Source organism: Rhodococcus sp. Chr-9 (genome assembly GCF_000801125.1).
Classification (GTDB): domain Bacteria; phylum Actinomycetota; class Actinomycetes; order Mycobacteriales; family Mycobacteriaceae; genus Rhodococcus; species Rhodococcus pyridinivorans.
In genome coordinates this window covers 687,223-713,605 of the sequence record NZ_JTIZ01000122.1, presented here as the reverse complement: position 1 = coordinate 713,605, position 26,383 = coordinate 687,223, and the positions used below count along the sequence as shown (strand labels likewise).

The following is a 26,383-nucleotide window of genomic DNA, read 5'->3' as shown; positions in this document are numbered from 1 at the left end:
GACAAACGCGTGGTCGTCGCGAAGTCACGTGCCAGCACCGCGATTTCACCCTCGTCTCGTCAGGCGAGGAGCGCGGCGTCGAGCACTCGGCGCGCCGCTGCGGGATCGTCGACATGGATCGCGAACCGGCTCACGAGCGCTGGACGGCGGCGATGTTCGAAGAAGCCCGGCAAGAGGGCCTCGACGGGTTCCGCGAGGACGAGATCGAGATTGGTGCCGTCGGGACCGGGCAGGAACAGCACCTCGCCGTCCACACCCGTCTCCGCCGGCTGGAAGCGATGGCGCGGGATACATCGCTGCAGGTTGTCGGCGTCGATACGTGCCACGACCTGATGTCCGGAGCGCAGGACGAGGCCGTCCCGTGTCAGAAGATGCGGGTTGACGACACGATCCGCGAGCCACCCCGCGAGAGGAAGAAGCGAGTACACCGAGACGATCAGCAACGTCCAGCGCAGCCATTCCCACGGCACGAGTATGTGGACCACCGCGATCTCGATGACCGACGCCACGAGCCACGCGATCGGCACGCTCATCGTGCCGCGGGTGTAACCGATCGTCGTCACCTCAGGTCCGGCGCCGACCCGACGTCCTCGTATCAGGAACCACAGTGCGCGGTAGCTTCTCAACTCTGCGCGTATCAGGGCCCCGGGCACGCGGCCGACGAGTTCGTCGAGCACCCCCGCCCACGGTGTTCCGGATCGGCGCAGGATTCGAACCCGCAGTGCGCCGACGATCAGCACCAGGATTCCCAGAGGTAGCTCGAATCCGAGCCAGACCTTCAGTGCTGTCACCGGTGTGAGGATGCCCAGTGCAACGAGGAGGGCGTTCGTACAGGCCACCACCACGGTGAGGACGAGAGCGGCTCGGTGGACGAGCCGGACGGTGCGCTCAGTCATGCCCGCGCTCCGTCCTGCTGCGGTCCCGACTGTGCGGCGACGCGCCGGACGAACCCGATCGCGACGGCCTGCTGGGCCGGGTCCGGAAGGAACTCGGCGAGCACCTCGGTGTTCGATTCGAGGGCAGTTGCCGCCTCGGCTGCCCACGAACCGAGCACCTCCGCCATGATCGGGATGTCGTCGAGCAAGGCGGTCATGCCGTCGATGACGGCGCTGACCTCGTCGGCTGCCGCGGTGGGATCTTGTCCGGCAAGTGCACCGAAGCGTCGGTAGACGGCGACCATGGCGTGCCGTTGTTCGGGGTCGTCGAGCAGGGTTCGCATGGCGTCGAGATACTCCGGTGATGCCTGCCCGGTGAGTGCGAGCATCTCCCAGCTGTCGCGTTCGCGGACGAACAGCGTCCGGGTGTGCGGGTCGTCCTCGCCGTCGATGAGTTCGTCGAACGCGTCGACGATCGGTGACGGCAGGGGCGAGAGCCGGTCGCCGGCGCGGTGACGCTCGAGAATCGCGGCGAGTGCCTCACGTTTGACCTGCAGCGTCCGGATCTGATTGTCTGCCGCCTCGAGCAGCGATTCGAGGTCTGCGGTGAGATCGGACTCGGCATCTCGGTCGCTGCCGTCGGTGAAGTGGCCGCCGAGGACGGTCGCCACCGCACCCAGTGGAACACCCGACTGGGCGAGCCAGCGGATGCGCAGCAGACGCACCAGGTCGGCGAGTTCGTAGTCCCGGTATCCGTTGGGTGCCCGTGGGGGTTCGGGCATGAGCCCGAGCCGGTGGTAGTGCCGAACGGCGCGAACGGTGGTTCCCGCGGCCTGGGCCAAGTCGCTGATCCTCATGGCTTCAGCATCGACCCTGNAAGCCATGAATGCGGCGGCGCACATCGGGGTGGGAACAACCCGAGAAGGACTGCGGTTGAGTGCAGTAAGATAGTTGACAGATCAACTACATGACCGAGAGGGGTTACCGTGCCTGCCGTAACCGTCGACAACGTTCTCGCTCTTCCTCGCGTCGAAGAGCCCGCACCCGACGCACTCTCGCGCCCCGTCCTGTCCGTGACCATTGCACCGCGCGGCTTCGAAGGCGAAGGCTTCCCGGTCCGCCGTGCGTTCGCGGGCATCGAGACGAAGTACCTCGATCCTTTCATCCACATGGATCAGATGGGTGAGGTGAACTACGCGCCCGGCGAACCGAAGGGCACCCCCTGGCATCCGCACCGCGGTTTCGAGACCGTCACCTACATGATCGACGGCATCATGCAGCACCGCGACTCCCACGGAGGCGGCGGCACGATCGGTGGCGGCGACACCCAGTGGATGACCGCCGGCAGCGGCATTCTGCACATCGAAGCACCACCGGAACATCTCGTGGTCAGCGGTGGACTGTTCCACGGCGTGCAGCTGTGGGTGAACCTGCCCAAGGCCGAGAAGTTCGTCGCCCCGCGGTATCAGGACATCGGCGGCGGCGCGGTCACCCTGCTGTCCTCGGCCGACGGCGGCGCGCTCATCCGGGTGATCGCCGGAGAACTCGACGGGCACCGTGGCCCCGGTTCGACGCACACACCGATCACCCTGCTGCACGCGACCGTGGCGCCGGGAGCAAGCGTCACCCTGCCGTGGAACCCCGAATTCAACGCCCTGACATACGTGCTCGCCGGTGATGGCGCGGTCGGACCGGAACACCGCCCGATCCGGACCGGACAGACCGCCGTCTTCGGTAGGGGTGAAAGCCTGACCATCTCTGCTGCCGCGACACAGGATTCGCGCACCGACGCCCTCGAGGTGTNGGTGGCAAGCCGATTCGTGAACGCGTCGTCATGGCGGGTCCGTTCGTCATGAACACCCGCGCCGAGATCATCGAGGCGATGGAGGACTTCCAGGCCGGGCGATTCGGTTCCATTCCCGCCGTGCGCCCGTCGGACGAAAATGCCTAGATGGGTAGTTGCGTTAGGGTGGCTTCGACCCCGGAGATCGGGGTTGAAGCCACCCAAGTCGGCTACCGTGCACCGGGTTCATCCTCACGCATGCCACGAATCCGGTGTTCTCGACCGCGCTGAGCGAGGTCGAGAACACCATATCGTCGGCCGCGCCGCTTCTACGCCAGCGCCAGCGCTACGAGCGCGACCAGCGACGGCACGCTCTGACACAGCGACCCCACCACCCCGGTACCTCGTGGACGGCTCATCGCCATCCGGTCCGAGGCGAACAATGCCATGCCGGCCAGGAACATGAACGCGCACGTGTAGACGACGAGGGTGCGGCCCGGGGTTTCGTGCCCGGTCCACCACAGGATCATGCCGGCGAGCGCTCCGGATCCGAGGAAGAGGTTGTAGAAGCCGACGTTGAACGCCCACATCCGCACCGGTGGAACATCCGCAGCGGGGACGCGGAACACGCCCCAGTGGATGCTCGGACGGCGAAACAGGATCGTCTCCCACACGAAGACCATCAGGTGCACCGCGGCAGCGACCAGGGCCGCGAGTTGCGCAACGACGATCATGGCGAGACCTCCTCGGCGAATCGGATTCCGTAACGGGTGGCGATCTGCCCGAACCTGCTCATCAGTGCATCCTCGGGCAGGTGCTCCTCCCCCAGCGCGTCGAGGTCGGTGAAGAAACCGCTCATCCCGGTCCCGGAGCAGACGAGGAGAAAGGCCGCGTCGTCGGTGAGCACCGAGAAGCTGTTCATCGTTCCCGCCGCGATGGTGAGCGTGTCACCGGCGGCGAGTTCGCAGCCCTCGCCGTCGAGGAGGACGAGGATCCGGCCGCGCAGGAGGTGGTAGGTCTTGGGCCAGGGCTCGGAGTGCAGCGGCGGTGGGCTGCTGCAGGGCGCCTCGACCAGCATGAGCTCGTAGGCGTCGCCGGTCTGTTCACCGGACGACAGCACGGTGACGACGGCATCCGGCACCGACAATTGCCCGCCCGTACTGGCACGTTGGAGATCAATCGTGGACACAACTGCGACGCTATGGATCCGGAAACAGCCGGACCATCCCCTGAATCGGGGATGCTCCGTCTTCCGGATCCAGCGCATACTGGGTTCATGCTCGAAGTGCGGGCGGAGCGCCTACGCCGCGAGATCCTGGAGTTCGCGGGCACCGGCGTCGGCGTCACCGCACTGCACCAGCGTGCCATCGAACTGGTCGATCGCACCGTACGCAGCGACTTGACGTGCTGGGCACTGTTCGATCCCCTGACCCTGGCGTTCGGTTCGATGACCAGTGGGCGCAACCGCATTCCCGGTGAGTACGAGCCACTGCTCGCGGAATCGGAATGCGGTGGACACGATCCCGCAACCTTCGCAGACATCGCCCGCAGTGGACGAACAGTGGTGCGGGCCTCGGATCTACCGTCGACCGAAGTCGCCCACAGCCTCCGGAACGCTGCGGTATGGCGTCCACTCGGACTCGACCGCGAGGTGCGAGTCGTCTTCACAGTGGACGGGTTGTGTTGGGGAGCGGCGGGTTTCGTCCGCTCGGGTCCGGACTTCACGGATCGGGAACTGGAGTTCCTGACAATGACCGCACCGGCGGTGGCGGTTGCGACCCGGGTGGCCGCCGTCCACACCCTGCACGCACGCCCCGGAGCCGATCCCGGTCCTGCCGTGATCGTGACGGATCCCGCGGGTGAGCCGGTCGCATCGACGGTCGCGGCGCGGATCTGGGAGGATCGGCTCGCCGGTCCGGTGCGACTGGCGCTGCTGTTGCGGGCGGCAACATTCGGGGCTCGGGCGAGTACGACCGGGGTGTTCCGGGCACGTATCCGCAACGACGGCGGAGGCTGGATCGTCGTCCGTGCGGCGCCGTTGAGCGCCGACGGCGACGAGGCCCGCACGGCGGTCACGATCGAACCCGCGGCCGACAGTGAACTCACAGACATGCTGTTCGCCGCGTACGCGCTGACCGCCCGCGAGTGCGAAGTGTGCACCGACGTGCTGAACGGACTGTCGACGGCCGAGATCGCTCGGCACCGGGGCATCACGCCGAACACGGTGCACGACCATCTCAAATCCGTCTATGCGAAGACAGGGGCGGGTAGTCGCGCGGAACTCGTCGCTCGGTTGGCCGGCCGGCAGATGCCCCGACCGTCCCTGTCGCCCCCATACACGCCGACGATCAGGTCCGCGCACTGAGCGATCACGCTCACTACACATTGAGCGGGGTTGCTCGTTGTATGCCACAGTGCCACTCGGTGCATGCAGCTGCCACGCCCGAAATCCCTCTGTTCCAGAGCAGGTGACGTCGGCCCGTTGTTTTTTGCACCTTGTTGCACATAGTCTGGCGTGAGAGGGACCGCCCTAGACGAAGAAGGAACACACCATGACGCTGCCACCGATCCTGTCCGGCCCGCTGAGCCTGCCCCTGGTCGCTTCCCCGATGTTCATCGTGTCGGGACCGGAACTGGTGTCCGCCCAGTGCCAGGCCGGAGTCGTCGGGTCGTTCCCGGCACTCAACGCCCGTCCCCAGTCGATGCTTGTCGACTGGCTGCAGCAGATCACCGAGAGCAACGCCGACTACGCGGTGCGCCACCCCGAGGAGTACGTCGCGCCGTTCGCCGTCAACCAGATCGTGCACCGCTCCAACGAGCGACTCGAGCAGGACCTCGAGGTGATCGTCGAGCATCGGGTCCCCATTGTGATCACCTCGCTCGGTGCCCGAGAGGAGGTCAACGAGGCTGTTCACTCCTACGGCGGCATCGTCCTCCACGACGTGATCTCGAACGAGTTCGCGCACAAGGCGATCGACAAGGGCGCGGACGGCATCGTCGCCGTCGCCGCAGGCGCCGGCGGCCACGCCGGGACGCAGTCACCGTTCGCATTGCTCCAGGAGATCCGCCGGTGGTTCGACGGCCCCCTGCTGCTGTCCGGCTCCATCGCCCACGGCCGCTCGATCCTCGCTGCCCAGGCCGCCGGTGCCGACCTCGCCTACGCCGGCACAGCCTTCCTCGCCACCGAGGAGGCCCGCAGCGCCGACGACTACAAGAACATGATCGTCGACAGCACCGCCAAGGACATCGTCTACAGCAACCTGTTCACCGGCGTGCACGGCAACTACCTGCGGGGAAGCATCGTCGCCGCCGGACTCGACCCCGACGACCTCCCCGAGTCCGATCCGTCCGCCATGAACTTCGGGTCCGGTGGCAACACCGGCGCCAAGGCCTGGCGCGACATCTGGGGCGCCGGCCAGGGCCTCGGCGCGATCGAGTCCGTCGTCCCCGCCCGCGAGCTCGTCCAACGACTCCGCGACGAGTACGAGCTGGCGTGGACGTCCCTCGAACGACGCCGAGTCGCCATGATCGACGCCGGATAGCGTGACCTAGGCTGACGCGGTGTCTCTCAGGTTCGCCATCCTCACCGCACTGGTCGAGCGCGACAGCACCGGACTGGAACTGACGCGGCGCTTCGACCGGTCGATCGGGTACTTCTGGCCCGCGACCCACCAGCAGATCTACCGAGAACTGGACCGGATGCGGGCGGGCGACCTGATCCGTGAAGTCCCGACGGACGGAAAACCCGGTCGCGGTCAGCCCCGACGTTTCACCATCACAGCGGACGGTCGCCGACTGCTGCGCGGCTGGATCTCCGAGATCGAGGATCCGGACGTGGTGCGCTCCGGTGTCTCCGTGCGCCTGCGCGCGGCCGCGGCGCTCGACGATCCCGACGCCGCGCGTCCCGCGCTGGAACATCAACGCGCCTACCGGACGGCGATGCTCGAGCAGTATCGCGCCATCGAGCAACGCGACTTCGTCGAGGTCCGGGGCGACGCGCGGAGCACCCTGCAACATCTCGTGCTCCGCCTCGGCATCCTCCTCGAAGAAACGTGGCTGACCTGGCTGGACGAGGCGCTCGACACGATCGACCGGCTCGACCCGACACCGGATTCCTCCGCCGACCGCAGCGGAACGGTCCCGTAGACCGGAACACGAGAACCGGGCCGAGGCGTACCACGCGAGGGAGGTCGGCTTGTCTACACGGAGGCAGGTCTACCTGTCACGGTGCGTTTCCGGCCTCAGGGTCGACTGCCGTCAGCGCGGTGATCAAGGTCCGACTCGGCCGCATCACGGCCACGGTCTTGTCCCTGTCCGGCCGGTAGTAGCCGCCGATGTCGACCGGCGCGCCCTGCACCTCGTTCAACTCTCGCACGATCGTGTCCTCGTCCCTGGCCAGTGCCTCGGCCAGCGGGGCGAACTGTTCTGCGAGTTCCGGATCCTCGGTCTGCGCGGCAAGTTCCTGTGCCCAGTACATCGCGAGGTAGAACTGGCTGCCCCGGTTGTCGAGCTCGCCGACCTTGCGCGACGGGCTCTTGTTCGTCTCCAGCAGCTTGCCGGTCGCTGCATCGAGCGCGTTCGCCACGATCTTGGCGCGCTCGTTGCCGGTCTTGATGCCGAGGTCCTCCAGGCTTACGGCCAACGCCAGGAACTCACCGAGCGAATCCCAGCGCAGGTGGTTCTCCTCCACCAACTGCTTGACGTGCTTGGGCGCCGACCCGCCGGCGCCCGTCTCGTAGAGGCCGCCACCCGCCATCAGCGGCACGATCGACAGCATCTTGGCGCTCGTACCGAGCTCGAGGATGGGGAACAGGTCGGTGAGGTAGTCACGCAGGATGTTGCCGGTCGCGGCGATGGTGTCCATTCCGCGGTTCAGCCGCTCCAGCGTGTACCGCATCGAGCGCACCTGCGACATGATGTGGATGTCGAGGCCATCGGTGTCATGATCCTGCAGGTACAGCTCGACCTTCTTGATCAACTCGTTCTCGTGGGGGCGGTACGGGTCGAGCCAGAACAGGACCGGCATACCGGAGTTGCGTGCCCGGGTGACCGCGAGCTTGACCCAGTCGCGGATCGGCGCGTCCTTGACGGTGCACATGCGCCAGATGTCACCCGCCTCGACGTGCTGGGTGAGCAGCACCTCACCGGTCTCGGCATCGACGAAGTTGGCCTCGCCCGCCTCCGGAACTTCGAAGGTCTTGTCGTGCGAGCCGTACTCCTCGGCCTTCTGCGCCATGAGACCGACGTTGGGAACGGTACCCATGGTCGTCGGGTCGAACGCGCCGTTGGTCTTACAGAAGTTGATGATCTCCTGGTAGATGCGCGCGAACGTGGACTCCGGCATGACCGCCTTGACGTCCTTGGGTCGACCGTCGGCGCCGTACATCTTGCCGCCCGAGCGAATCATTGCGGGCATCGAGGCATCCACGATGACATCGCTGGGGGAATGGAAGTTGGAGATGCCGCGTGCGGAATCGACCATGGCCAATTCGGGACGGTGCTCATGGCAGTTGTGCAGGTCCTGCTTGATTTCGTCGCGCTGCGTACTGGGCAGCGTCTCGATCTTGTCGTACAGGTCGCCGAGACCGTTGTTGACGTTGACGCCCAATTCGTCGAACAGCTTCTGATGCTTGGCGAAGGCGTCCTTGTAGAAGGTCTTCACCGCGTGGCCGAAGACAATGGGGTGCGAGACCTTCATCATCGTCGCCTTGACGTGAAGGGAGAACATCACGCCCGTCTTGCGCGCATCCTCCATCTGCTCCTCGTAGAACTCGAGCAACGCCTTCTTGCTCATGAACATGCTGTCCATGATGTCGCCCTCACCCAGCTCCACTTCGGGCTTGAGGACGATCGTCTCGCCCTCCTTGGTGACCAGCTCCATCCGGACCTTGCGCGCCCGGTCCAGCGTCATCGACTTCTCGCCGTGGTAGAAGTCGCCGTGCCGCATGTGCGCGACGTGGCTGCGTGAGGCCATCGACCACTCGCCCATGCTGTGCGGGTGTTTACGGGCGTACTCCTTCACCGCCCGGGGTGCGCGCCGATCGGAGTTGCCCTCACGCAGGACAGGGTTGACCGCACTGCCGAGAATCTTGCCGTAGCGCTCCCGGATGGCACGCTCTTCGTCCGTCTTCGGGGCGTCCGGGAAATCCGGGACCTGGTAGCCCTTGCTCTGCAGTTCCTTGATGGCAGCCAGGAGCTGCGGCACGGACGCACTGATGTTGGGCAGCTTGATGATGTTGGTCTCGGGCAGTTGCGTCAGACGACCCAGCTCGGCCAGGTTGTCCGGGACGCGCTGCTCTTCCGTGAGGTGCTCGGGGAACTCGGCCAGGATCCGCGCCGGCACCGAGATGTCGCTGGTCTCGACCTCGATGCCCGCGGCTCCAGCGAAGGTACGCACGATCGGCAGGAAGGCGTAGGTCGCAAGCAACGGCGCCTCGTCGGTCAACGTATAGATAATGGTCGACTGCTTGTCGGCGCTCATTCTTGTCTCGACTCCCTACGTCGGTCCGGTCCGCCTCACGAAATGCTCCGCGTGCGGGATTGCATCGGGTATCAGGCTACGTGCGAGAACTCGAGAACGACATTTACTCGCCGGTAACTCGAACTCCGCCGACAGGCTTCGACGGCCCCTCGGGCGCCCAACCGTCGACCTCATGTCCGCTCGCGACCGAGAACGCCGCAGTCCTGCGAGCCACCGCTTCGATGGCCCCTCGACCTGTCGTAACGCGGGTGCGACCGGCGCACAGCATCGCCGTCAGGAAAGAAGTCTTCACAAGCAGTGGGAAAACTACTGTCACAAGCGATTCCGTTGTCGAACCGGACTGCGATCCCTCGTCCGTCCGATCGCGGCTCGAATGCCGACGCCGGAAGATGCTGTCGGCGGGGACGATCGTTCCGTCGAGAATCGAGGTTCGTCGATCGTTGCTTGGGGGAGACGACCGCGGACCCGAGAGGGAACCGCACGCCTGCGTCCCGATGAAGTACTTCACATTTCTCGCCGACGACTCGACCCGAGCGTCTACCGACAGGAGCCCGCCACTACTCCGACATCAATCGCAGGCGGGCGCGGGAACATCCTCGAACAGCGGCGACCCGATCGGCACGAGGTACACCACGTCGAGGATCACCGGTTCCGTGCCGAGATTGCGACCGACGTGCAGATGGTCCGGACCCGAGGGCTCGTTGATGAAATCGCCGGTCTCGAACGTGACAGGCTCGCAGTCTCCTTCAGGATGCGTCAAGGTGCCGGCCCGCACGATGCCGAGCACGGGACCATCGTGATAGTGCCAACCGGTGCTACCGCCCGGTTCGATGGTGATCTCCCGGGCCACGGCGTGCACGCCGTCGGGTACGAACGGCAGCAGTCCCGGTGGCACCTCGATGTCCACCCATGTCACCCCTGAGATGCCCTCGCTCGGAGTGGCGTAGGCCCACCCGGGTATCGCCACCGCTACTGCACATGCCGTCGCCGCGAGTACACCCTGCACAGCGCGCTTCATGCGCACGGACGCTACCGTCTACACGACACTGCTGCAGGACACCTCGCATTGCGACCCGCTCGCCTGCACCCGCGTCACTGTCGCCGGGTACGTCGAGCGGCCCGAAGGCGAGGAACTGGCCGCCGCGCGCGAAGCCCACCTGGCCGCTGTCCCCGGGACCCGCGTGTACATCGATTTCAGCGACTTCACGCTCTGGGTTCTTCGGGTTCGGCGCGTGCGCTGGGTCGGTGGGTACGGGCGGATGGATTCGGCCACCGCCGAGGACTATGCCGAAGCATTGCCGGATTCTGTGACCCCGTCGGCAGCTCGTGCGATCGCGCATCTCAACGACGATCACGCCGACGCGCTGCTGGCGATGGCCCGGAAGCTCGGCGGGTTCCCGGATGCGGCGGCGGCAACCTGTGTCGGAGCGACCGATACGGCCTCGACCTCGATGTCACCACGCCGCGTGGGCGAGCCATGACGCATGCCGGCTATCTGTCACCGCCCGACTCCGACTACGAATTGCGCTCAGCAACAGTTGCTTTGGCTCGCGCGGCGCACCGCCAGACCGTCGTGGACACGTCCGTCTGCATCGACGTCGGCGGCGAGGGCGACACGGTAGTCGAGTCCCGCCTCGTTCACCGTGACGCCGACAGGTGCAGGTCGTGCCGGGCGGCGAGCGCGAGGGCGTCGGTGACATCGAAGGGTCTCATGCGGTTCACGCTCTCTTCGCCGCGTCGTTCCGGTCTACCGATATCCTCGGACGGTCGTGGCGGCCCACGTGCTGCTACAGGCGGGGAACAGGTCGGCCCCACACGCGTGTCCTGCCCGGGAATCGCCGCCCACTCGTGGCAATGTCCACAGAATGCATCCGTACGACCAGGGGTTCGAGCCTCCGCAAGCGTGCTCCGAGTGGTGCCGGGCACGCTCGTTCGACCTGCAGGTGCTCGACGAGGGCGTCACTGTCGACCTCAAATGGTGGAACAGCCACCTCGAACGGACCGGGCACGATATCCGCCTCCGGGGACGGAATCTCGACGGACGGATCATCGACGACGGCGACGCGATCGTCCAACGCAACGACCTCCGCCTCGACAGTGAACTGATCGAAGCCGACCACGCCGGTCTGGGGCTGTTGTTCCTGTGCGCGGCCTGGCGCAGCGCACATCCGCGACGACGCGGTGCCCGACGTTTTCCGGACGTCCGCGACGCACACGCCCCGAAGGACCGGGACCGGTTCACCAAGATCAAGGGAGTCCTCGACTACTGCGCGAAGACCAAGTCGCTACCCGACACCGCGCGGCAGACCTGGTCCGGATGGCCGGACACCCCCGGCGTCGGCGTATCGCTCCTGGCGACCTATCTGTGGGCGGTCGAGGTGCGGACCGAGGCGGGCCCGGCGCAACTTCTCGATCAGCACGCGGTGTCGACGCTCATCCACGAAGGGTGGCTCGAGGATCCGTCGGTCGCCGACTTCACGCTGCGGCGCTATCACCGGTACCTCGAACTCCTCAACATGTGGGCGTCGTTGATCGCCACGCGTCCGGAGATGGTCGAGATGTGGCTCGTCGACCGGTGGCACGCCCGAATCTGCGAAGCCCGGGACGGGTCGCACGCGACTCCGCGATTGTTCTGATCCTCTTGGGCGTCGCGGTGAGGCCGCCCGAATCGTCCCGTGGAGGCTGATGCACACTCGCAGAATGGGGTCACCGACTACGACGAGCATCACCATGACGACCGGCGCGCAGCCGATTCCCCAGCCGCGATGGAGACTGCCGCTGGTGGGTGATCTGCTCAGCATCGACGTGGCCAAGCCGGTTCAGCGTGAGATGCAGATGGCACAGGAACTCGGTGGGATCTTCGAACGCAAGATCCTGCAGCACCGGTTGATCGTGGTCTCGGGCGCCGATCTGGTGCGCGAGGTCAACGACGAGGAGAAGTGGGCGAAGTTCCTCGGCAAGCCGCTGCGCAAGCTTCGCGTCATCGCCGGCGACGGACTGTTCACCGCGTTCAACTCCGAACCGAACTGGAGCAAAGCCCACAACATCCTCGGGCCTGGCTTCAGCCAGGCCGCGATGCGTGGCTATCACGACTCGATGCTCACCGTCGTCGACCGACTGGTCGACAGCTGGGACCGCGCAGCGGCCGACGGCGAGTATGTGGACGTGCCGAAGAGCATGACGTCGCTGACCTTCGACGTCATCGGCCGGTGCGGCTTCAGCTACGACTTCGACTCGTTCGGCCGCACCGAACCCGATCCGTTCATCGCGGCGATGAGCCGGGCGCTCGAGTACATCAACCGTTCGTCGAACGACATCCCCATCCTCCGGACACTGTTCGGCCGCAGTGCCAGGGAGCAGCATGAACACGACATCGCGCTGATGCAGGAGACGGTCGATCGCATCGTCGAGGAGCGGATGCGCTCCGGCGAGCAGCACGGCGATCTGCTGGACCTGATGATGCACACCGTCGATCCCGACACCGGCGAGCAGCTCGACCGTGAATCGATCCGCAATCAGGTGCTGACCTTCCTGGTCGCGGGTNGATACGCCAAATCCGCCCGATTTCCGGCGGATGCTACGGCTACCCCGTTACGGGTGGAGGAACGGGGCGACGGTAGCGTTTTTCGTCCTGTCCTGGCTCGTCGCTGCGGCCGTGCCGGTCGCAGCGATGTCCACCGGCGACAGTCCAGCGTTGCTGGCGGGCCTGCTGATTGCAGTTGTTGCCGTTGCAGCGCTTGTGCTCGTCACCGGGGCCGACGATCCGCTGTTCTGCTTCGGACGCAGCGTTCGCGGTCCGACGAGCGAGGAGCAACACCGACGCGGCGAACTCCGTCGACACTCTCATCCCGACACCGCGGGTCGGCCCCGCCCGCGAGCACCCGGGTCCCGGTAACGGGGACCCGCACGCAACCTGTCCTGTCGACCTCGGCGGGGCGTGGCCTCGAACGATGTCACTGCTGCATGGTCCCCATCCTCATGTGTTCTGTTCCTCGAGGATGACCGGAGACCCCTTTTCATGCACACTCCTGATCTGCACGGCGTACCGGCCGTGTCCATTCGCAATGCCCACCGTTCGTTCGGTGACCTGCCTGTTCTGACCGGCGTCGATTTCGATGTCGCCTCCGGCCGATGCTGCGCCGTGGTCGGCGCGAACGGCGCCGGCAAGTCGACCCTGTTGAGATGCGTCGTCGGCGCAGACCGCCTCGACTCCGGTGTCATCGACATCGACGGCACACCCGTGGACGAGACCTCCCGGGCCTTCCGGCGCACCGTCGCTGCGGTACTCGGCGAGGTGCCCGTCTTCGCCCACCTCACCGCTCACGAACACCTGCAACTCGTCGCAACCGGCCACGGGGTGCCCGACCCGTTCGAGGCGGCGACACAGGCCTTGGCCGAGGTCGACCTGCTCGCGGTGGGCGACCGGCTCCCGGTGACGTTCTCGAGCGGGCAGCGTCGCCGGTTGGCGTTGGCCTCAGCGTTCGTCCGGCCCCGCACGCTGCTGGTTCTCGACGAACCCGAACAACACCTCGACACCGCCGGTCGCAGCTGGCTGGCGGCTGTCCTCGCGTCCGAGAAACAGTCGGGCCGAACCGTGCTGATGGTCTCGCACGATGCAGAACTGGTGGATGCGGTCGCCGATCAGGTCGTGGAGGCCGACTCATGGTGATCACCGACAGCCTTCCTTCCGTCCGGTCGATCCGCACGCTGGTTCGACACTTCGAACGACGCCACGCACCGGCCACCAGTCGGGCAGCGACCCTCGTGCTGGGGGCGCTGGGCCTGTACGTCGGTGTCGGCCTGCTGTGGTGGCTGTTCACACTGCCGCCGACCGTGCTCACCGCCTCGAGTGTCCTGGTCACCGGACAGCCGTGGACATCGACCTGGGGATGGGCCGTCGCCGCGGCCGCGGTCGCAGCCGGCGCCGCGGCCGGGCGGGCCGTGGGGCCGGTGACCACCAGTGCAGAGCTCGGCTTCTGGGTGAGCTCGACACTGCTCGACCGCGGTGCCCTGGTCCGCAGCCGGGTGGTTGTCGTACTCGGCTGCGGCGCCCTGGTCGGTGCGCTGACCGGACGCATCGCAGCGTTCGCCGCGGAGTTGACGGTGTGGTTTGCGTTCACCGTCTTGACGACGCTGACCGGAGTCGTCGTCGTTGCGCTCTGCGTTCTCGTCCAGTGCCGACTGCTCGCCCCCGGCACTGTGACCATCCTGAGCCGGATCTGCGCCCTGGGATCGGTAGCGGCGGTGTTCACGGCGACAGCCGGAGTCGATGTTGCGCTGCCGACCGGCTGGTGGCCCGTCGCCGCAGTCGGGGCACTGGCCGCAACTCTGGCAGTCGTCGCCGTGCGGTCGTGCCACAGGATCGCAGCAGCAGACCTGGCAGCCGGAGCCGACACCACGGTGGCCGTATCCGCGTCGGCCACCGCCTTGGACATCTCGGTGCTGCTCGGCGCGCTCGAGCACGCATCGTGGCGACGCATCGGACGCCGACGCACCCGCGCCCTCTCCGGTGGGCTTGCCTGGGCGCTGATCCGATCCGATGTGCTCCGTCACGTCCGCAGACCAGTCTCTCTGTTGCTGGCGTTCTGTGCCATCGGAGCGGCGGGTATTTCACCGATGGTGACGACACCACCGGCGGTGGCCGTGCTGTACCTCGCCGCGGTCTTCATCGTGGCGATGATCTTCAGTGCGGGGCTCCGGGATGTCTTCCGCGACCGCGATTTCGGTTCCGTGCTCGGTGTCGACGACCGGCAGATACGGTGGCCGCTCACCGTCGTGCCGGGTGTGGCCGCGGCACTGGCGGCCATATCTATGACACTCCTGACCGATAGCACGGTCACAACGTTGGCGATCGGGCTGGTCGGGGGCTGCGCGGCCGCGTACCGGGTACGCACCCGACCGTCGATCAGCTATGACGGGTTGATCCTGGAAACCGCCGTGGGACAAATCCCTGTCGATCTGCTCCGGCAATGGCTTCGCGGACCGGACGTGCTGCTCGTCGCGGCGTGGCTGGCTGCGCTATTCAGTTGAACGCTGATGTCGGAATTTCGGTTCAGCTCACCAGGGGTGTTCCTCGCTGGTCAGGACCGGTACGCCGAGATCGACAGGACTCTCGGCCTGCGTCGTGCTCCTTTGTTGCATCCGGTCCACACTGACCAGCTTCGCTGCGGCGGCTTTGAGGCTGACGCGTAGTCCTTCGACCTCGCCGGTCCAGCCGTTGGCCTGCGCTTCGTCGATACGATCGCGCAGATTCGCAGTGATCTCGGCCAGTCGGCGTCGAGCACGCGGATCCACCCGGAGACTGGGACATCGAATGCAGGCATGCTCGTGCTTGCACGGGGTGCCGTAGGGGCGGCCGCAGGTACCGAGTTCGAGTTTGCGCAGTTCGAAATGCTGCTGGAAGTCGCGCCATTCCTCGTCGGTGGGTTCGCGGTATTCGGCGACCGGGCGCACCGCACGGCGGGCATCGAGGAACGAGCGGTAGGAGCGGACCAACTCGTCGTCGAATACCGCCATGTAGGCCTGAGTGGTGTTGAGGTTCTTGTGCCCCAATAGCCGACCGATGATGTGGACGGGCAGCCCGCCGGTGACCGCCTCGGTGGCGAACATCCGGCGGAAGTCATGTGGGGTGTAGTGCGGCGGGTTGCCGGTAGCGTCGGTCAGGCCCGATCGCGCCACGGTCTGGGTGAGCCAGGTCTGCACTGTGGTGGTGGCCGGCACCACCCATTTCCAGCCCACACGGTGCTGAAACAGATGCGGCAGAGGTGGACCGGCGACACGTTCGTGCGGATCGTAACGGGCGCTGAGAGGAACGGTGCCCCCGTTCTGGGCGCGCAGACGTGTGATCATCGAGGCCAGCACACTGGCCAGTTCCGGACTGACGAGCAACAGACGCTCCTCGTGGCTTTTCGACGGCACGATCTGCAGCATCGGCACCAACTCGCCCGTGTCGGGAAGGGTGTAGGAGACCAATCCCAAGTGAGAGATCTCAAGGAGTTCCTCGACCCGGACACCGGTGTGCCGCAACGTCTCGATGCTTGCCCACGCCCAGAACGCATCGGATTCGGTCTTGTCGACATCGATCACCTCCCCACTGACCACATCCTCGATGCGATGAGGCGGCGAGGGCAGCCGTCGCCTGCGTGCAGTGGTGAAGTACCGAGGAAGCACACGCCGATAGCTGCGCCCGGCATAGTCGATCGTTGCCCTCACGGGTGCGGCGTCGACTGCCGCCAGCAACGCTGCTTGCTCGCGTCGGTGACGATCAGCGGTGTCGAGCAGGATCGGCAGATGCGGCAGGCGCTCGCGGACACGTTGGTGCATCTCGGCGGTGGTAGTGCGGCGGGCCTTCGTCTGTCCGCCGACATCGCTTTTGCGGATCGGGTTGGGAACGCTCCATTGCGCCCAGGCCGGGTCCTGTAGGGACCATTCTTGCAGGTCACGATAGAACGAGCGGACACACATCACGATGTCCAGGCTGCACTTGCGTGGACGGGTCGAGCCGTCCTTGGAAGTGACCATCCGGATCCGCTGTTTCCAACCCTCGGCGACGTCGTCGGGCAAGTGGAGCGAGTCGATGCCGGGATGATGTTGTTCGATGTCCGTCCAGAAGGACCCGACCAACCGTCCGACCAGTTCCACGAAGGTGCCGTAGTCGACCGAGGAGCGGCGCTCGTCGAGGTAGCGAATCAGCACTTCTCGTACCGCGACACTGTGGATGCCGTAGGCATCGACCAGTTCGAGTGTCGGTCGCTGCCCGTATCGGACCGCGTCCTTGAGCGTGATGTGTTCCCCGAGGTCCGCGATCCCGTACAACAGCTCCCACGCCAGAGACAGCCCGGTAGGTGACTTGCCGTTGCCGGTGTGGCGTTGATACCAAGCCCGGTAGGTGAACAGGTCGTCGACTGTCAGCTCGTCGATCGCGCGCCCGGTGTGCAGGACCAGCTTGCTGACCACATTGCAGGCGTCGGTGCGTTGGAAGTTGTTGATCTCCAGATGATCTGCTCGTGACTCGATCACCGAGAACAACTTCGGACACACCAGCTTCCGGATATCGGTGTACAACGTGCGGGACTTGTAGTTGTTGAGGAATCGGTACCCCGGCCGCACGATCCGCAACAAGATCAAGGCGTTGATCCCGCAGTTGATCACATCTCGTCGGACGCGGGTCGATCGGGGATCTGCCGGGTCGGTCAAAGTCTCGATCCAGTCGAGATCGTCCTCGGCCCTGGCGGCCACCCAACGTTGCTGCCATCCATCGCCCGGAAAGGTTCCCAACCATCTCAGAAGCGCCGCAGCACCGTCGCGGTGGCGTTGTTGCAGGTGGGCGCGTTTCGGCCAGCTCGGCAGCGACGGCAGCAAGGCCAGGAACTCGCCCAGGAGAATCCGGTCACGCTCCCCGCCGGCGACCGCGACATCGACGACGAGATCGTCATGTCGCCTGAGCAAGGTGCCGGGTCGGACCGTCCGTTTGAGCTGCGGGGGCGCGGACGTCGACCCGGAATGCGCGAACGTCTCGGTCACGAGGGAGTCCCTCCCAGAAGCACGGCCAGATCTGCCGCGTCGTATCCCGGTGCCGCCGGAATCGGAGGTGGAACATGCTGACCACGGGTGGTCAGGTGGTGTTGGACTCGGCGTACCACCTCCGCCTGATCCTCTATCAGATAGATCTCGGCGGTGGTCGACAGATGAGCGTGACCCAGGATGAGTTGGACATCGCGAGCAGACAGGTGGATATCGCGCACCATCCGTAAGGCAGCTGTGTGGCGCAGATCGTGCATCGTCCAGTTCGTTCCCAGAACCTCGTTGGCCCTGGTGAAGACCTTGCGCAAGGCTTCGTAGTTCAGAGGTTGGCGGTGAAGTCCGTTGCCGCAATCGCGGCGCCGGCGGGTCTTCCAGATCACCTCGTGCGGAGAGAGCGCCTCCCCGAGGTCGGCGAGGTAGAGACGTAGCCACACGAACGACTCCTGGCTGGCCGGCAGCCATTGTTCAGCGCGGGTGCCTTTGCGAGTCACTCGGATCAGTTGCTCACCCCAGTCGATGTCGACCGGCCGAACCCGCAGGACTTCCGAGGCTCGAGCTCCATTGCCGACAACCAGGGACAGCAATGCCCGATCACGATTCGAGCGCAACACATCGAACAACTCCTTCCACTGTTCGTCCGTGAGGGCACGAGGTTGCTGCTTGGGCAGCTTCGGGTTGTACCGGATGCGCCCGGCCGGGTGTAGTGAGCGACTGTCTGCAGGGTGTACCGCCGACCACGGGCTGCGCCGATCCAGGGGAATCGGGTTGAGTACCGGCCCCTGGCCCGTTTCGTTCCAGAACTCGTAGAAGGCCCGCACCACGGCGTTCGAGTGCCGGATGGTCCGGGCGGCGTATCGGTCGTCGAGGTAGCGCTTGCGGGTGCGGGTGTTGACCGTGCCTGCGGTCTTCTTCGATTTCGTGCGTGGTGCCCGTCGTAGTTTGGGTGCCTGGGTTAGCCACAGCACCAGATCCCGGCCCTCGGCCGGGGTTGCCTTGTCCCAGTTGACCTCGAGCACGCGGAGCCATCGCCACCACCGCAGCAGGCCGTAGGCGTAGCTGCGCACGGACGCCGGGCTGTGATCGCGCGCAACGCAATCGGCGAGATAACGTCGGACCGGTTCGACCACCTCGCCCGCGTCGTCGTAGACGAGCCAGGGCACGATGCCACCGTCTCGCTCGACCCGTCCCCATTGCGGCAGTTTGATCGATCCGATATTCCGCTGTATCTCGTCGGACAACGTTCCACCACCTCTCGTATTGAGAGATGTCTACGGGGCCGTCCAACGAGTCCGGGGTCGGTAGGACGGCGTGTCGCTGTTTAGTCCGGTCAACAGATCAGGTCTGGTTGGCTTTTTCGGCTTCGCCGCGTTCCTGCGCTGCGGCTTTTTCGTGTTCGGCTGTGCGGCGTTCTCGCTCGGTGTCCAGGTCGTTGTGCTGGGCCGCGGTGGGTAGTGCGCGCATCATGCGGTAGGCGGCGGCGGTGCCTGCGTCTCGTTCTGCGAGGTCGGCGGCGGTGTAGCCCGGGGGTCGGTCGGCTTCTTGGAGCATGGGTCCGAAGATCGCGCGGCAGGTCTGGCAGGGGGTGAGTTCGTCAGTGACGGGCTGTTTGCATCCGGGGATGATGCACTCGGCGAACAGGGATTCGGCGGTCATGGCGTCCTCGCGGCGAGTGTGGACCGGCGGCCGCGAGGGGGTCGCGGCCGCCGGATTGTGGGTTACTGACCTGGGCGGATGGGGGTGTGGGCGTCCTCGGCGCGGGCGTCGGTGATCTTGTCGTAGGGCAGTCGGTCGGTCCAGCTGTAGGCGGTGGCGACGGTGACCGACTTTGCGTTGACTCGGATCACCTTGTGCCAGGTGCCGGAGCAGTTGACGAAGCATCCGGGGCGTAGGTCGGCGCGGCTGTAGAGCTTGGGGCCGTCGGTGGCGTCCTGTTCGGCGCGTACTGCGGTCCAGTATTCGATGTCGCGCTCGAGTTCGGCTTTGTTGAGTTCGAGTTGGTGCATGTGGTTGCTGGTCTCGGCGGTGTGTCCGGCAGCGCGGTACTTGGTGAGGTGGCGTTCGATGCTGCGTAGTTCGGCGCTTTGTCGTTCGATGCGGCGGTGGATCACTGCGGGGGTGTAGCGGTGATCGGTGCTGCGGGCGGCGAGGCGGGCGGATTCGGCGGCTGAGCGGGCGGCGGCGTCGGCTTCGATCGCGGCGCGGGCGGTGGTGTGGGCGCGGTCAAGGGCGCGGCGGTGGCGTCGTTCGCTGTGATGTCCCACTTTGATGGGTTCTCCGCCTTCGGGCAGTGCGGCACAGGCGTGGTCGTGGCGTGCGTGGGCGGCGTGGGCGGCGGTGGCCTTGCGTTCGGCCTTGGCTGCGAGGGCGGCGGCGCGGTCGGTCAGACGCTCGTTGCGGTCGTGGTGGGCGTCGGTGCCGTCGCGGAGGGTGGTGTCGATGTCGGTTTCGACGTCGTAGCCGGCGGCGCGCAGGGCGGCGGCGGTGTGTTCGATGCGGGCGAGGTGGGGGGCGCGGTCGCGGCTGTGCGGGATGTACCAGGCGGTGATGCTGCGTCCCCATTTCCAACCTGCGGTTTTGAGGATCGGCGCGGTGCCGTCGCCTTTGCTGGTGCCGTCGATGATCGTGCCCTCGGTGGGGGTGTGCGTGATGGTGAGCATGTGGGCGTTTCCTGTTCGGGTCGGTAGTGCGCGCCGGGGGGAGTCGCGGTGACTCCCCACCGGCGCGGAGTGTGGATCAGTACTCGGCGATGAAGACCGGCCAGTGGGGGCCGGGGCGGGTGGTCCAGCGGAGGATCGGCCGCCAGTAGGTGGTGGTCCGGTAGGCGCGTTCCTCGTGGTGGGGGCACATGACCCACTCACCGTCGGTGTGGGTGGCTTCGGTGGTGCAGCCGTTGTAGTCGCACCACTGGTCGGGAAGCTCGAGTGTCTGGACGGGGGCGGGAGTGGTCATCGCGTCTTTCCTTCCGGGAGGTCAGCTGAGGCCGGCTTCGATTGCGGCGCTGATTTCGTCCTCGGTCATGCCTGCGGCACGGGCGGCGGCCTTGGTGTCGCGGGACTCGGCCAGGACTACGGAGATGTCCTTGCCGGTCGAGATGTTCTCGAGCAGGGCATCGATGTCGCGGCCGAGGTTGCGGAGCTTCGCGGTGATCTCTTCCNGGGGGCGGAGCCCCCGGGGATCGGTAGAGCCGACACACCGCAGACGAGCCGGGGCACACTCCTAGCCAGAGCGAGGGGGCACTATCCGCCGGCCGCGGGAGCATACGTTTGCCGGCCCCGAGACCAACGAGGCAAAGATCCGACTGCCACACCGACCCTCGAACACACTGCACGTCGACACCCGACATAACCCCAAGGGGGTCCGGGGGCGGATCGCCCCTGGTCAACGCCGGAAACGCGACTCGGCGCACCGAACCGGGGACGATTCCCGAGTTCGATGCGCCGAGGTGAGACTGGCAGGCATCAGACGTGGACATTTTTTGATGTCGGCCTGATTTTTTGTTGATTCAGATTTGACGCTGAAAAGTTGATATTCAGATGTCGTTGTGATGATCAGATGGTGACGGAAGTGTCGGCCTCGGAGAGCCAGCGGTAAACGGTGGCGACGGAGCGGTCGACTTCTTGGGCGATGACGGGCACCTCCACTCCGGCCTGGCGCCGGGCGAGTGCCCATTCGCGACGCTCCTCGTGGGAGTGGAAGGTCGGGATGGCGTTGGTATCGAGGTGGGTGCCGGGCAGGTGGGGCAATGGCACCTCGAGTTGTCGAGCGAGAGCGTCAGCGGTCGCGGTGCGAGTCGACCGCGCGACCGGAGTCTCACTCGCGGTCTCGGCGGCGGCACGGTTCTCGGTGATGGTTGTGACGTGAGTCTTGGGTGCGGTCGCGTTCTCGTGTGCGGTCTCACGGCGCGGCTGTGTCGCGGGCGCGGATTCGATGTGAGTCTCAGCGGGGTTCTCGGTGGGTGCGGCGGTGCGACGGCCGAGAACAGTCAGCGCGTGGGTGGAGGCGAGCAGTGAAATCGGCGGGAGTGTGGCGATCACGGCGGCGAGAACGGAGTTGAAGCCGGGGGTCGTGGTGAGAACGGCGTGGATCGCGTTTCCTGCGATCGAGACGGTGGCGGCGCCGATGAGAATCTTCCAGAAGAATCGTCGCGCCCGGTGGTCGTGACGTCGGGAGACGACTCCCATCGTTGCTTGCAGGATCGTTCCGTCGACGATGACGGGGAACAGGAAGGCGATCTCTCTCGGCTGGCCGGCCTGGATGCACAGGTCTCGCAGTGCGAGGAAGCTGAGAATGAACGCGGCCGCCCCGATTCCTACGGTGATGGTCACGCCTGCGAACCACATGGATCCGCTGACGGCTGCCACATCCGCGGGCACTGAGGTGTTCTTGTTCTTGCGTCGCTTCGTCCACTTCATGGTTCCCATAGTAACAATGAGAACCATGATATGAGAAGGGGTTTCTCAGATGAGAGTCGCAGGTCACGACCGGATCGAGTCGGCAAGGTGAGATGAGAGACGACTGCGCCCCGACCGGTTCTCGGGGGAGCCGGCCGGGGCGCGTGATGGTTCTTATCGTTCGGGTCGGCGTCTCGCGATGTCGACAGGACCGTCGCTTCGAGTGACGATGTTGCATGATCTGTTGATGACCGTGATGCGGGTGGGCTGGATCTTGCTGGCCGTGGTGACCGTCTCTCTCGGAATCGCCGCAGCTACCAGCTCGATGTCAGAGATCACGGATTGCGAAATCGGTGTGTATTTGCGGGAGGTCCCTGGCCTGGCGGCGTGTAATGCTTCGATCTGGAGTTACTTCGGCAGTATGGTCGTGCCTGTTCTCGCGGTTCCGGTGGTGGTGTGTCTGATCCCGGTGCTCAAACCGCGACAGAGTGTTTCCTGGCTGGCGGTGGCCGCCCTATTCACGCTTTCGATAGTCGGGTTCTGCGCTGCATTCATGTCGTCGACACCGAGGCAGGTGGGTCTGTACGGCTTCTTCTGGCCTCTCTTGCCGCTGGCATTGCTCGTCGCTGGGGTCGCGTCGTTGGCGAAGCCACGCCGCAGCGGGTCCACCCGCGACAGCCTCCAACACGGTTAGAGCATGTCTGACAAATCAAGTTTCGGCTGTCGGCGCATCACGACGCGAGTCCGCTGGTGGGTCACCGAGATGGCCCCCGAGCCTTGATGAGAGACGAGTCCGTCCCGAGAACATTTCACCGTGCCAGAATCGCTGCCAGATCTGGTGGGATCGGCATCGGTGTCGTGAGTCCGACCGTTGCCCGGCCGGTGTTGCCCTCGGGATAGCGGCCGGTCAGTGAACCGGGCGCGGCAACGATGATGCGCAGGACCTGCCCGAGGGCTTCTCGCCGATCCCGCTGCCGCAGCGCCAGCGCCAGCATGGCCACATGGTTGCAGGTGTGCAACCACGGATCGGGTTGTGAGGCAATGTGTGCCCGTTCGAGGTGAGCCCATCGCGCGTCGGGCGCGACCGCAACCTTCGCCGCCACCATCTCCTGGTGGTAGAGCGCACGCGCAGCGGCGGTGATTCGTGGCATCAGTCGTCCTTCCGGTCGTCGCAGCAGTGGCAGTCGTGGCCCGGTGCGGCGTCAGTTGGCATGGCCGGGGCCGGACAGCAAGTGTCGCCCTTCCAGGCGTTGATCCCTTCCTTCACCGCGATTCCTGCAATGGCGAGGGCGGCGATGGGATCGGCCCAGGACCAGCCGAACAGGCTGTTCAGCAGCAGGCCGATGAGCAGGACCGCGGACAGGTACGTGCACAGCAGTGTCTGTTTGGAATCGGCCACCGCGGACAACGAGCCGAGCTCTCGACCGGCGCGGCGTTGCGCCCACGACAGGACGGGCATGACCACCAAACTGACCGCCGCCAGCGCGATGCCGACCGTCGAATGCTGAGCTTCGCCGACCCCGAGAAGCGATCGGATTGCCTCGACTGTGACGTAGAGAGCGAGGCCGAAGAACGAGAAGGCGATGATCCGCAGTGCGGTTTTTTCCCGCGCTTCGGGGTCCTTGCCGGCGAACTGCCAGGCCACCGCGGCGGCGGAGGACACTTCGATGACCGAGTCCAGGCCGAACCCGATCAGGGCGGTCGACGATACCCGTGCCCCTTCGGTGAGCGCGATGATCGCCTCGACGACGTTGTAGCTGATCGTGGCGGCCACGAACCAGCGGATACGACGGGCCAGTGCCTGTCGGCGCTGTGTGGTGAGCGGTGTTCGCGACCGGAGAGAGCCGGGTTCGGAGTCCATCAGCAACACCTCTCGGTAGCTGCGTCGGGGCAGCACGAGGGATCGACGGCCAGGACCAGGCCGATCAGATCGTCCAGGGCCCGTCCGATGCGGGGGTCGGCGAGTTCGTAGCGGGTGCGCCGACCTTCCGGGGCCGCGACGACGAGGCCGCACCCGCGCAGGCACGCCAGATGGTTCGACAGGATCTGCCGGGACACCCCGATCTGTTCGGCCAGGTCGGATGGATAACCGGGTCCTGCCCGCAGGAGCAGCAGAATCTGTGTCCGGGTCGTGTCCGACAGGGCGTAACCGAAACGGGCCAGGGCGTCGCGATGGACCAGAGCCTCCATGACGCCAACAATACATGATCTTCTGTATTCAGAAACTTCTGAACTATTGATCTTCCGGTTCCACTCCTTCATTTCGCTCCTTTCGCCGCATGTACTCGCACGCTCCGAAGCAGATGAACGCCGCGACGACCAATAGCCACCACAGACCCGTGAGTCTTCCGGCCAGGTTGTCGAAAGGCTCGGGCGTGCCGTCAACGAAGCCGAGGTCGACGGTCCGGGGGACTGGTCAGGTGCGATTCCAGCGGCCGACGCCGGTCTGGGCGGTGGACTTGACTTCCCCGGTGGCCGGGGCGTCCCAGCTGTGGCCGTTGTTGTGTTCGGCTTCGAGTCGTTCGATTGTCTCGAGGACGGCGGTTTCGAGGAATTCGCTGAAGGTGCTCGGCGGGAGTGCTGCGCGGGTGCCGAGGTAGGCAGCGCGGATGCGTTCGGCCTGGTCGGTGTGGAACCCGAGTTTGGGTCGCGGTGTGCGTGACGCCTCGGTCATTGCTGGTCCTGTTCTCCTGGGCGGCCGGGGGCGTTGCGTCCGACGCCGGTCTGGGAGAGGGATTTGAGTTCGCTGCGGCTGGGGGTGCGCCAGGGCCGGCCGTCGTTGTGTTCGGCTTCGAGGCGTTCGGTGGCCTCGACCAGTAGGTCGGTGATGAACTCGCTGAGGGTGGTGGGGGGCAGGATGGCGCGGGTGCCGACGTAGGCGGCGCGAATCCGGTCGGCGTCGGCTTCGGTGATGTCGAAGGCCATGCGCTTCTTCCCGGTCATGGTTCTCATCGTAACTTCGGTACGTGAGGCACAGCCTCTGCCACGAGTGGACATGTTCGAGGGTTCGAAAGGGAGAAGGCGGGGCGGATACCTGATATGGCTTGGCATGACCTACCCGAATAATATCTGTATATGGCTCGGCGTGTCCTACCCGAATACTCGATCTTGGTAGTGCACAGTACTCGGCATGGAAACGGCGGGGGAGTCCCTTCTCACTGACGAGCAGTGGGGAAACGAGGTGCTACTTCCGCATCGGCCGTTCGCGACGAACCAACTCGAGCACGGTCAGTACCGAATGAGCCGTGACCAGGCATTGATGATGCGCTACATCCAGCACTCTCCACACGCGTTGCTCGGATCGATCGTCATCGACTGTGACCACCCCGATGCGGCGATGCGGGCGTTCGAGAAACCGTCGGATCATCCGACGCCGAGCTGGGTCGCGCAGTCTCCCTCCGGGCGGGCGCACCTGGGTTGGTGGCTGGGCGACCATCGAGTCTGCCGTACCGACTCGGCGCGGTTGACTCCGCTGCGCTATGCCCATCGCATCGAGCGAGGTCTGTGTATCTCCGTCGGCGGGGACTTCTCCTACGGTGGGCAGCTGACCAAGAACCCGATCCACCCTGAATGGGAAACCATTTACGGTCCAGGGGATCCGTACTCGTTGCGGGATCTGGCGACCATCTACACACCTCGTCAGGCTCCGCGCCGGCCCGACCGCTCCGTGGGTCTGGGCCGCAATGTGACGATGTTCGACACTGCCCGTAAGTGGGCGTACCCACAGTGGTGGCACCATCGTCATGGCACCGTAGACCAGTGGCTCCAACTGGTTCTTCAGCGTTGTCACGGAATCAACAGCGAGTTCGCCGACCCTCTTCCTTTCATCGAGGTCCGTGCCACGGCGTACTCCATCGGCAAGTGGATCTGGCGTAACTTCGATGAGGGGACGTTCCGGGCGCGCCAGGCAGCACGTGGGAGCAAGGGCGGCAAGGTCATGAGCTCTGCCAAACGGGAAGCAAACAGGAAGCGGGCCACCAAGTTCGATCTGGCGACAGCATTGGAGTTCGCGCAATGAGGGGCAGTGCCCAGGCACAACAACGGCGGTCCATCACCGCAAAGGAACTGGCACGCCGGCTCGGCTCGTCGGAGCGCACTGCACGTCGCCTGGTTGCCGAACCCCGAGACCAATTCCTCGAACGCGCGGAACGCCGACGCAAGCAGGTGGTCGAACTTCGCGAGCAGGGGATGAAGTATCGCGAGATCGCCGAGAAACTGGAGATGTCGACCGGAGCGGTGGGTCGGATACTGCATGATGCCCGCAAGCTCGAGGGGTAGGAGCGGCTTCCGCGTGAAACGATTCGATTCCCCTTCGCCGCTGTGGTTCTGA

At 65.6% G+C, this 26,383-nt stretch carries 28 protein-coding genes and 4 pseudogenes; 14 read left to right on the top strand and 18 right to left on the bottom strand.

Going from position 1 to position 26,383, the window contains the following annotated elements; all coding sequences use genetic code 11:
• Window positions 1–59 precede the first annotated feature (59 nt).
• Window positions 60–896, bottom strand: a complete 837-nt coding sequence (locus tag QR64_RS22460) for a hypothetical protein (RefSeq protein ID WP_033098144.1) — start codon at window positions 894–896, stop codon at window positions 60–62.
• The gene (locus tag QR64_RS22455) at window positions 893–1,732 is read right to left on the bottom strand and encodes a MerR family transcriptional regulator (RefSeq protein ID WP_039587267.1); all 840 of its coding nucleotides are present in this window, start codon (window positions 1,730–1,732) and stop codon (window positions 893–895) included. Before QR64_RS22455 ends, QR64_RS22460 begins: the two co-directional genes overlap by 4 nt.
• 129 nt (window positions 1,733–1,861) lie before the next feature.
• On the opposite strand from QR64_RS22455, the pseudogene QR64_RS22450 reads away from it, so the two are divergent.
• Together QR64_RS22450 and QR64_RS28410 are read left to right on the top strand one after the other, a co-directional pair.
• Window positions 1,862–2,678: pseudogene (locus QR64_RS22450) on the top strand (pirin family protein); the annotation flags it as partial.
• A gap of 1 nt (window position 2,679) precedes the next feature.
• On the top strand, window positions 2,680–2,826 hold a 147-nt coding region (locus QR64_RS28410), incomplete at its 5' end, for a pirin-like C-terminal cupin domain-containing protein (RefSeq protein WP_318025585.1).
• Window positions 2,827–2,987: 161 nt separating this feature from the next.
• On the opposite strand, the gene QR64_RS22445 is transcribed toward QR64_RS28410, so the two are convergent.
• Window positions 2,988–3,392 (bottom strand): DUF1304 domain-containing protein, encoded by a 405-nt coding sequence (locus tag QR64_RS22445; RefSeq protein ID WP_019289386.1) that lies wholly within the window; start codon window positions 3,390–3,392, stop codon window positions 2,988–2,990.
• Window positions 3,389–3,847 carry a hypothetical protein gene (locus QR64_RS22440; RefSeq protein ID WP_039587265.1) on the bottom strand — a complete coding sequence of 153 codons (459 nt, stop codon included), beginning with the start codon at window positions 3,845–3,847 and terminating at the stop codon, window positions 3,389–3,391. Before QR64_RS22440 ends, QR64_RS22445 begins: the two co-directional genes overlap by 4 nt.
• 87 nt (window positions 3,848–3,934) lie before the next feature.
• On the opposite strand from QR64_RS22440, the gene QR64_RS22435 reads away from it, so the two are divergent.
• From QR64_RS22435 to QR64_RS22425, 3 genes are all read left to right on the top strand, one after another.
• A complete protein-coding gene (locus tag QR64_RS22435) occupies window positions 3,935–5,023 on the top strand; it encodes a helix-turn-helix transcriptional regulator (protein WP_019289384.1) in 1,089 nt (362 codons plus the stop codon).
• 187 nt (window positions 5,024–5,210) lie between these two features.
• Entirely contained in the window at window positions 5,211–6,200 is a 990-nt protein-coding gene (locus QR64_RS22430) for an NAD(P)H-dependent flavin oxidoreductase (RefSeq protein WP_024100901.1), read from the top strand.
• 19 nt (window positions 6,201–6,219) lie between these two features.
• Window positions 6,220–6,804: a PadR family transcriptional regulator gene (locus QR64_RS22425; protein WP_006552020.1), complete on the top strand. Its 585-nt coding sequence runs from the start codon at window positions 6,220–6,222 to the stop codon at window positions 6,802–6,804.
• A gap of 76 nt (window positions 6,805–6,880) precedes the next feature.
• Here the strand turns inward: QR64_RS22425 and QR64_RS22420 are convergent, their stop codons facing one another.
• Window positions 6,881–9,139 carry an NADP-dependent isocitrate dehydrogenase gene (locus tag QR64_RS22420; RefSeq protein WP_019289382.1) on the bottom strand — a complete coding sequence of 753 codons (2,259 nt, stop codon included), beginning with the start codon at window positions 9,137–9,139 and terminating at the stop codon, window positions 6,881–6,883.
• Between the two features lie 568 nt (window positions 9,140–9,707).
• Window positions 9,708–10,157 (bottom strand): cupin domain-containing protein, encoded by a 450-nt coding sequence (locus QR64_RS22415; RefSeq protein ID WP_037216705.1) that lies wholly within the window; start codon window positions 10,155–10,157, stop codon window positions 9,708–9,710.
• A gap of 49 nt (window positions 10,158–10,206) precedes the next feature.
• Between QR64_RS22415 and QR64_RS22410 the strand changes: the two are divergent.
• The 3 genes and pseudogenes from QR64_RS22410 to QR64_RS22400 all read left to right on the top strand — a co-directional run.
• Window positions 10,207–10,697: pseudogene (locus QR64_RS22410) on the top strand (DUF2470 domain-containing protein); the annotation flags it as partial.
• 307 nt (window positions 10,698–11,004) lie between these two features.
• Window positions 11,005–11,775, top strand: coding sequence for a hypothetical protein (locus QR64_RS22405; protein WP_019289378.1), 771 nt, complete (start codon window positions 11,005–11,007; stop codon window positions 11,773–11,775).
• 49 nt (window positions 11,776–11,824) lie between these two features.
• Window positions 11,825–12,682, top strand: a pseudogene (locus QR64_RS22400) (cytochrome P450); the annotation flags it as partial.
• A 40-nt stretch (window positions 12,683–12,722) separates the two neighbouring features.
• Here the strand turns inward: QR64_RS22400 and QR64_RS28405 are convergent.
• Window positions 12,723–12,986, bottom strand: coding sequence for a hypothetical protein (locus QR64_RS28405; protein WP_235367281.1), 264 nt, complete (start codon window positions 12,984–12,986; stop codon window positions 12,723–12,725).
• Here QR64_RS28405 and QR64_RS28935 point away from each other — a divergent pair.
• From QR64_RS28935 to QR64_RS22390, 3 genes and pseudogenes are all read left to right on the top strand, one after another.
• Window positions 12,987–13,034 (top strand): annotated as a pseudogene (locus tag QR64_RS28935) (hypothetical protein); the annotation flags it as partial.
• A gap of 123 nt (window positions 13,035–13,157) precedes the next feature.
• Window positions 13,158–13,808: an ABC transporter ATP-binding protein gene (locus QR64_RS22395; RefSeq protein WP_039587264.1), complete on the top strand. Its 651-nt coding sequence runs from the start codon at window positions 13,158–13,160 to the stop codon at window positions 13,806–13,808.
• A complete protein-coding gene (locus QR64_RS22390; RefSeq protein WP_039587263.1) occupies window positions 13,802–15,169 on the top strand; it encodes a DUF6297 family protein in 1,368 nt (455 codons plus the stop codon). Before QR64_RS22395 ends, QR64_RS22390 begins: the two co-directional genes overlap by 7 nt.
• Before the next feature lie 27 nt (window positions 15,170–15,196).
• Here QR64_RS22390 and QR64_RS22385 read toward each other — a convergent pair whose 3' ends face one another.
• The 6 genes from QR64_RS22385 to QR64_RS22360 all read right to left on the bottom strand — a co-directional run bounded on the left by QR64_RS22385 (window position 15,197) and on the right by QR64_RS22360 (window position 22,074).
• Window positions 15,197–17,662 carry a tyrosine-type recombinase/integrase gene (locus QR64_RS22385; protein WP_084222384.1) on the bottom strand — a complete coding sequence of 822 codons (2,466 nt, stop codon included), beginning with the start codon at window positions 17,660–17,662 and terminating at the stop codon, window positions 15,197–15,199.
• Entirely contained in the window at window positions 17,659–18,678 is a 1,020-nt protein-coding gene (locus QR64_RS22380; protein WP_235367280.1) for a tyrosine-type recombinase/integrase, read from the bottom strand. The genes QR64_RS22385 and QR64_RS22380 overlap by 4 nt, the downstream gene beginning before the upstream one ends.
• Before the next feature lie 319 nt (window positions 18,679–18,997).
• Complete coding sequence (locus QR64_RS22375; RefSeq protein WP_039587419.1) at window positions 18,998–19,315, bottom strand: hypothetical protein; 318 nt, start codon at window positions 19,313–19,315, stop codon at window positions 18,998–19,000.
• Window positions 19,316–19,377: 62 nt separating this feature from the next.
• The gene (locus QR64_RS22370) at window positions 19,378–20,319 is read right to left on the bottom strand and encodes a DUF3560 domain-containing protein (protein ID WP_039587259.1); all 942 of its coding nucleotides are present in this window, start codon (window positions 20,317–20,319) and stop codon (window positions 19,378–19,380) included.
• Between the two features lie 76 nt (window positions 20,320–20,395).
• The gene (locus QR64_RS22365; protein WP_029547350.1) at window positions 20,396–20,611 is read right to left on the bottom strand and encodes a hypothetical protein; all 216 of its coding nucleotides are present in this window, start codon (window positions 20,609–20,611) and stop codon (window positions 20,396–20,398) included.
• A 599-nt stretch (window positions 20,612–21,210) separates the two neighbouring features.
• Complete coding sequence (locus QR64_RS22360) at window positions 21,211–22,074, bottom strand: DUF2637 domain-containing protein (RefSeq protein WP_235367279.1); 864 nt, start codon at window positions 22,072–22,074, stop codon at window positions 21,211–21,213.
• Window positions 22,075–22,276: 202 nt separating this feature from the next.
• Between QR64_RS22360 and QR64_RS22355 the strand changes: the two genes are divergently transcribed.
• Window positions 22,277–22,747 (top strand): hypothetical protein, encoded by a 471-nt coding sequence (locus tag QR64_RS22355; protein WP_084222383.1) that lies wholly within the window; start codon window positions 22,277–22,279, stop codon window positions 22,745–22,747.
• A gap of 115 nt (window positions 22,748–22,862) precedes the next feature.
• Here the strand turns inward: QR64_RS22355 and QR64_RS22350 are convergent, their stop codons facing one another.
• From QR64_RS22350 to QR64_RS22330, 5 genes are all read right to left on the bottom strand, one after another.
• A complete protein-coding gene (locus tag QR64_RS22350) occupies window positions 22,863–23,204 on the bottom strand; it encodes a DUF3703 domain-containing protein (RefSeq protein ID WP_039587257.1) in 342 nt (113 codons plus the stop codon).
• On the bottom strand, window positions 23,204–23,914 hold the full coding sequence (locus tag QR64_RS22345; protein ID WP_039587254.1) for a cation transporter: 711 nt from the start codon (window positions 23,912–23,914) through the stop codon (window positions 23,204–23,206). The genes QR64_RS22350 and QR64_RS22345 overlap by 1 nt, the downstream gene beginning before the upstream one ends.
• Entirely contained in the window at window positions 23,914–24,243 is a 330-nt protein-coding gene (locus QR64_RS22340) for an ArsR/SmtB family transcription factor (protein WP_039587253.1), read from the bottom strand. The genes QR64_RS22345 and QR64_RS22340 overlap by 1 nt, the downstream gene beginning before the upstream one ends.
• Before the next feature lie 226 nt (window positions 24,244–24,469).
• Complete coding sequence (locus tag QR64_RS22335; protein ID WP_039587252.1) at window positions 24,470–24,727, bottom strand: ParB family protein; 258 nt, start codon at window positions 24,725–24,727, stop codon at window positions 24,470–24,472.
• Window positions 24,724–24,996 carry a ParB family protein gene (locus QR64_RS22330; RefSeq protein WP_039587249.1) on the bottom strand — a complete coding sequence of 91 codons (273 nt, stop codon included), beginning with the start codon at window positions 24,994–24,996 and terminating at the stop codon, window positions 24,724–24,726. The genes QR64_RS22335 and QR64_RS22330 overlap by 4 nt, the downstream gene beginning before the upstream one ends.
• Window positions 24,997–25,183: 187 nt before the next feature.
• On the opposite strand from QR64_RS22330, the gene QR64_RS22325 reads away from it, so the two are divergent.
• Window positions 25,184–26,071 carry a replication initiation protein gene (locus QR64_RS22325; RefSeq protein WP_039587247.1) on the top strand — a complete coding sequence of 296 codons (888 nt, stop codon included), beginning with the start codon at window positions 25,184–25,186 and terminating at the stop codon, window positions 26,069–26,071.
• Window positions 26,068–26,331 (top strand): sigma factor-like helix-turn-helix DNA-binding protein, encoded by a 264-nt coding sequence (locus tag QR64_RS22320; RefSeq protein WP_039587245.1) that lies wholly within the window; start codon window positions 26,068–26,070, stop codon window positions 26,329–26,331. The genes QR64_RS22325 and QR64_RS22320 overlap by 4 nt, the downstream gene beginning before the upstream one ends.
• Window positions 26,332–26,383 lie beyond the last annotated feature (52 nt).

Excerpts from the sequence above, each read along its gene's own strand:
- QR64_RS22460 (WP_033098144.1), bottom strand. The coding sequence starts at position 896 with ATGACTGAGCGCACCGTCCGGCTCGTCCACCGAGCCGCTCTCGTCCTC.
- QR64_RS22455 (WP_039587267.1), bottom strand. The coding sequence starts at position 1,732 with ATGAGGATCAGCGACTTGGCCCAGGCCGCGGGAACCACCGTTCGCGCC.
- QR64_RS22445 (WP_019289386.1), bottom strand. The coding sequence starts at position 3,392 with ATGATCGTCGTTGCGCAACTCGCGGCCCTGGTCGCTGCCGCGGTGCAC.
- QR64_RS22435 (WP_019289384.1), top strand. The coding sequence starts at position 3,935 with ATGCTCGAAGTGCGGGCGGAGCGCCTACGCCGCGAGATCCTGGAGTTC.
- QR64_RS22430 (WP_024100901.1), top strand. The coding sequence starts at position 5,211 with ATGACGCTGCCACCGATCCTGTCCGGCCCGCTGAGCCTGCCCCTGGTC.
- QR64_RS22420 (WP_019289382.1), bottom strand. The coding sequence starts at position 9,139 with ATGAGCGCCGACAAGCAGTCGACCATTATCTATACGTTGACCGACGAG.
- QR64_RS22415 (WP_037216705.1), bottom strand. The coding sequence starts at position 10,157 with ATGAAGCGCGCTGTGCAGGGTGTACTCGCGGCGACGGCATGTGCAGTA.
- QR64_RS22405 (WP_019289378.1), top strand. The coding sequence starts at position 11,005 with ATGCATCCGTACGACCAGGGGTTCGAGCCTCCGCAAGCGTGCTCCGAG.
- QR64_RS28405 (WP_235367281.1), bottom strand. The coding sequence starts at position 12,986 with ATGAGAGTGTCGACGGAGTTCGCCGCGTCGGTGTTGCTCCTCGCTCGT.
- QR64_RS22395 (WP_039587264.1), top strand. The coding sequence starts at position 13,158 with ATGCACACTCCTGATCTGCACGGCGTACCGGCCGTGTCCATTCGCAAT.
- QR64_RS22390 (WP_039587263.1), top strand. The coding sequence starts at position 13,802 with ATGGTGATCACCGACAGCCTTCCTTCCGTCCGGTCGATCCGCACGCTG.
- QR64_RS22375 (WP_039587419.1), bottom strand. The coding sequence starts at position 19,315 with ATGACCGCCGAATCCCTGTTCGCCGAGTGCATCATCCCCGGATGCAAA.
- QR64_RS22370 (WP_039587259.1), bottom strand. The coding sequence starts at position 20,319 with ATGCTCACCATCACGCACACCCCCACCGAGGGCACGATCATCGACGGC.
- QR64_RS22365 (WP_029547350.1), bottom strand. The coding sequence starts at position 20,611 with ATGACCACTCCCGCCCCCGTCCAGACACTCGAGCTTCCCGACCAGTGG.
- QR64_RS22360 (WP_235367279.1), bottom strand. The coding sequence starts at position 22,074 with ATGAAGTGGACGAAGCGACGCAAGAACAAGAACACCTCAGTGCCCGCG.
- QR64_RS22350 (WP_039587257.1), bottom strand. The coding sequence starts at position 23,204 with ATGCCACGAATCACCGCCGCTGCGCGTGCGCTCTACCACCAGGAGATG.
- QR64_RS22345 (WP_039587254.1), bottom strand. The coding sequence starts at position 23,914 with ATGGACTCCGAACCCGGCTCTCTCCGGTCGCGAACACCGCTCACCACA.
- QR64_RS22340 (WP_039587253.1), bottom strand. The coding sequence starts at position 24,243 with ATGGAGGCTCTGGTCCATCGCGACGCCCTGGCCCGTTTCGGTTACGCC.
- QR64_RS22335 (WP_039587252.1), bottom strand. The coding sequence starts at position 24,727 with ATGACCGAGGCGTCACGCACACCGCGACCCAAACTCGGGTTCCACACC.
- QR64_RS22330 (WP_039587249.1), bottom strand. The coding sequence starts at position 24,996 with ATGACCGGGAAGAAGCGCATGGCCTTCGACATCACCGAAGCCGACGCC.
- QR64_RS22325 (WP_039587247.1), top strand. The coding sequence starts at position 25,184 with ATGGAAACGGCGGGGGAGTCCCTTCTCACTGACGAGCAGTGGGGAAAC.
- QR64_RS22320 (WP_039587245.1), top strand. The coding sequence starts at position 26,068 with ATGAGGGGCAGTGCCCAGGCACAACAACGGCGGTCCATCACCGCAAAG.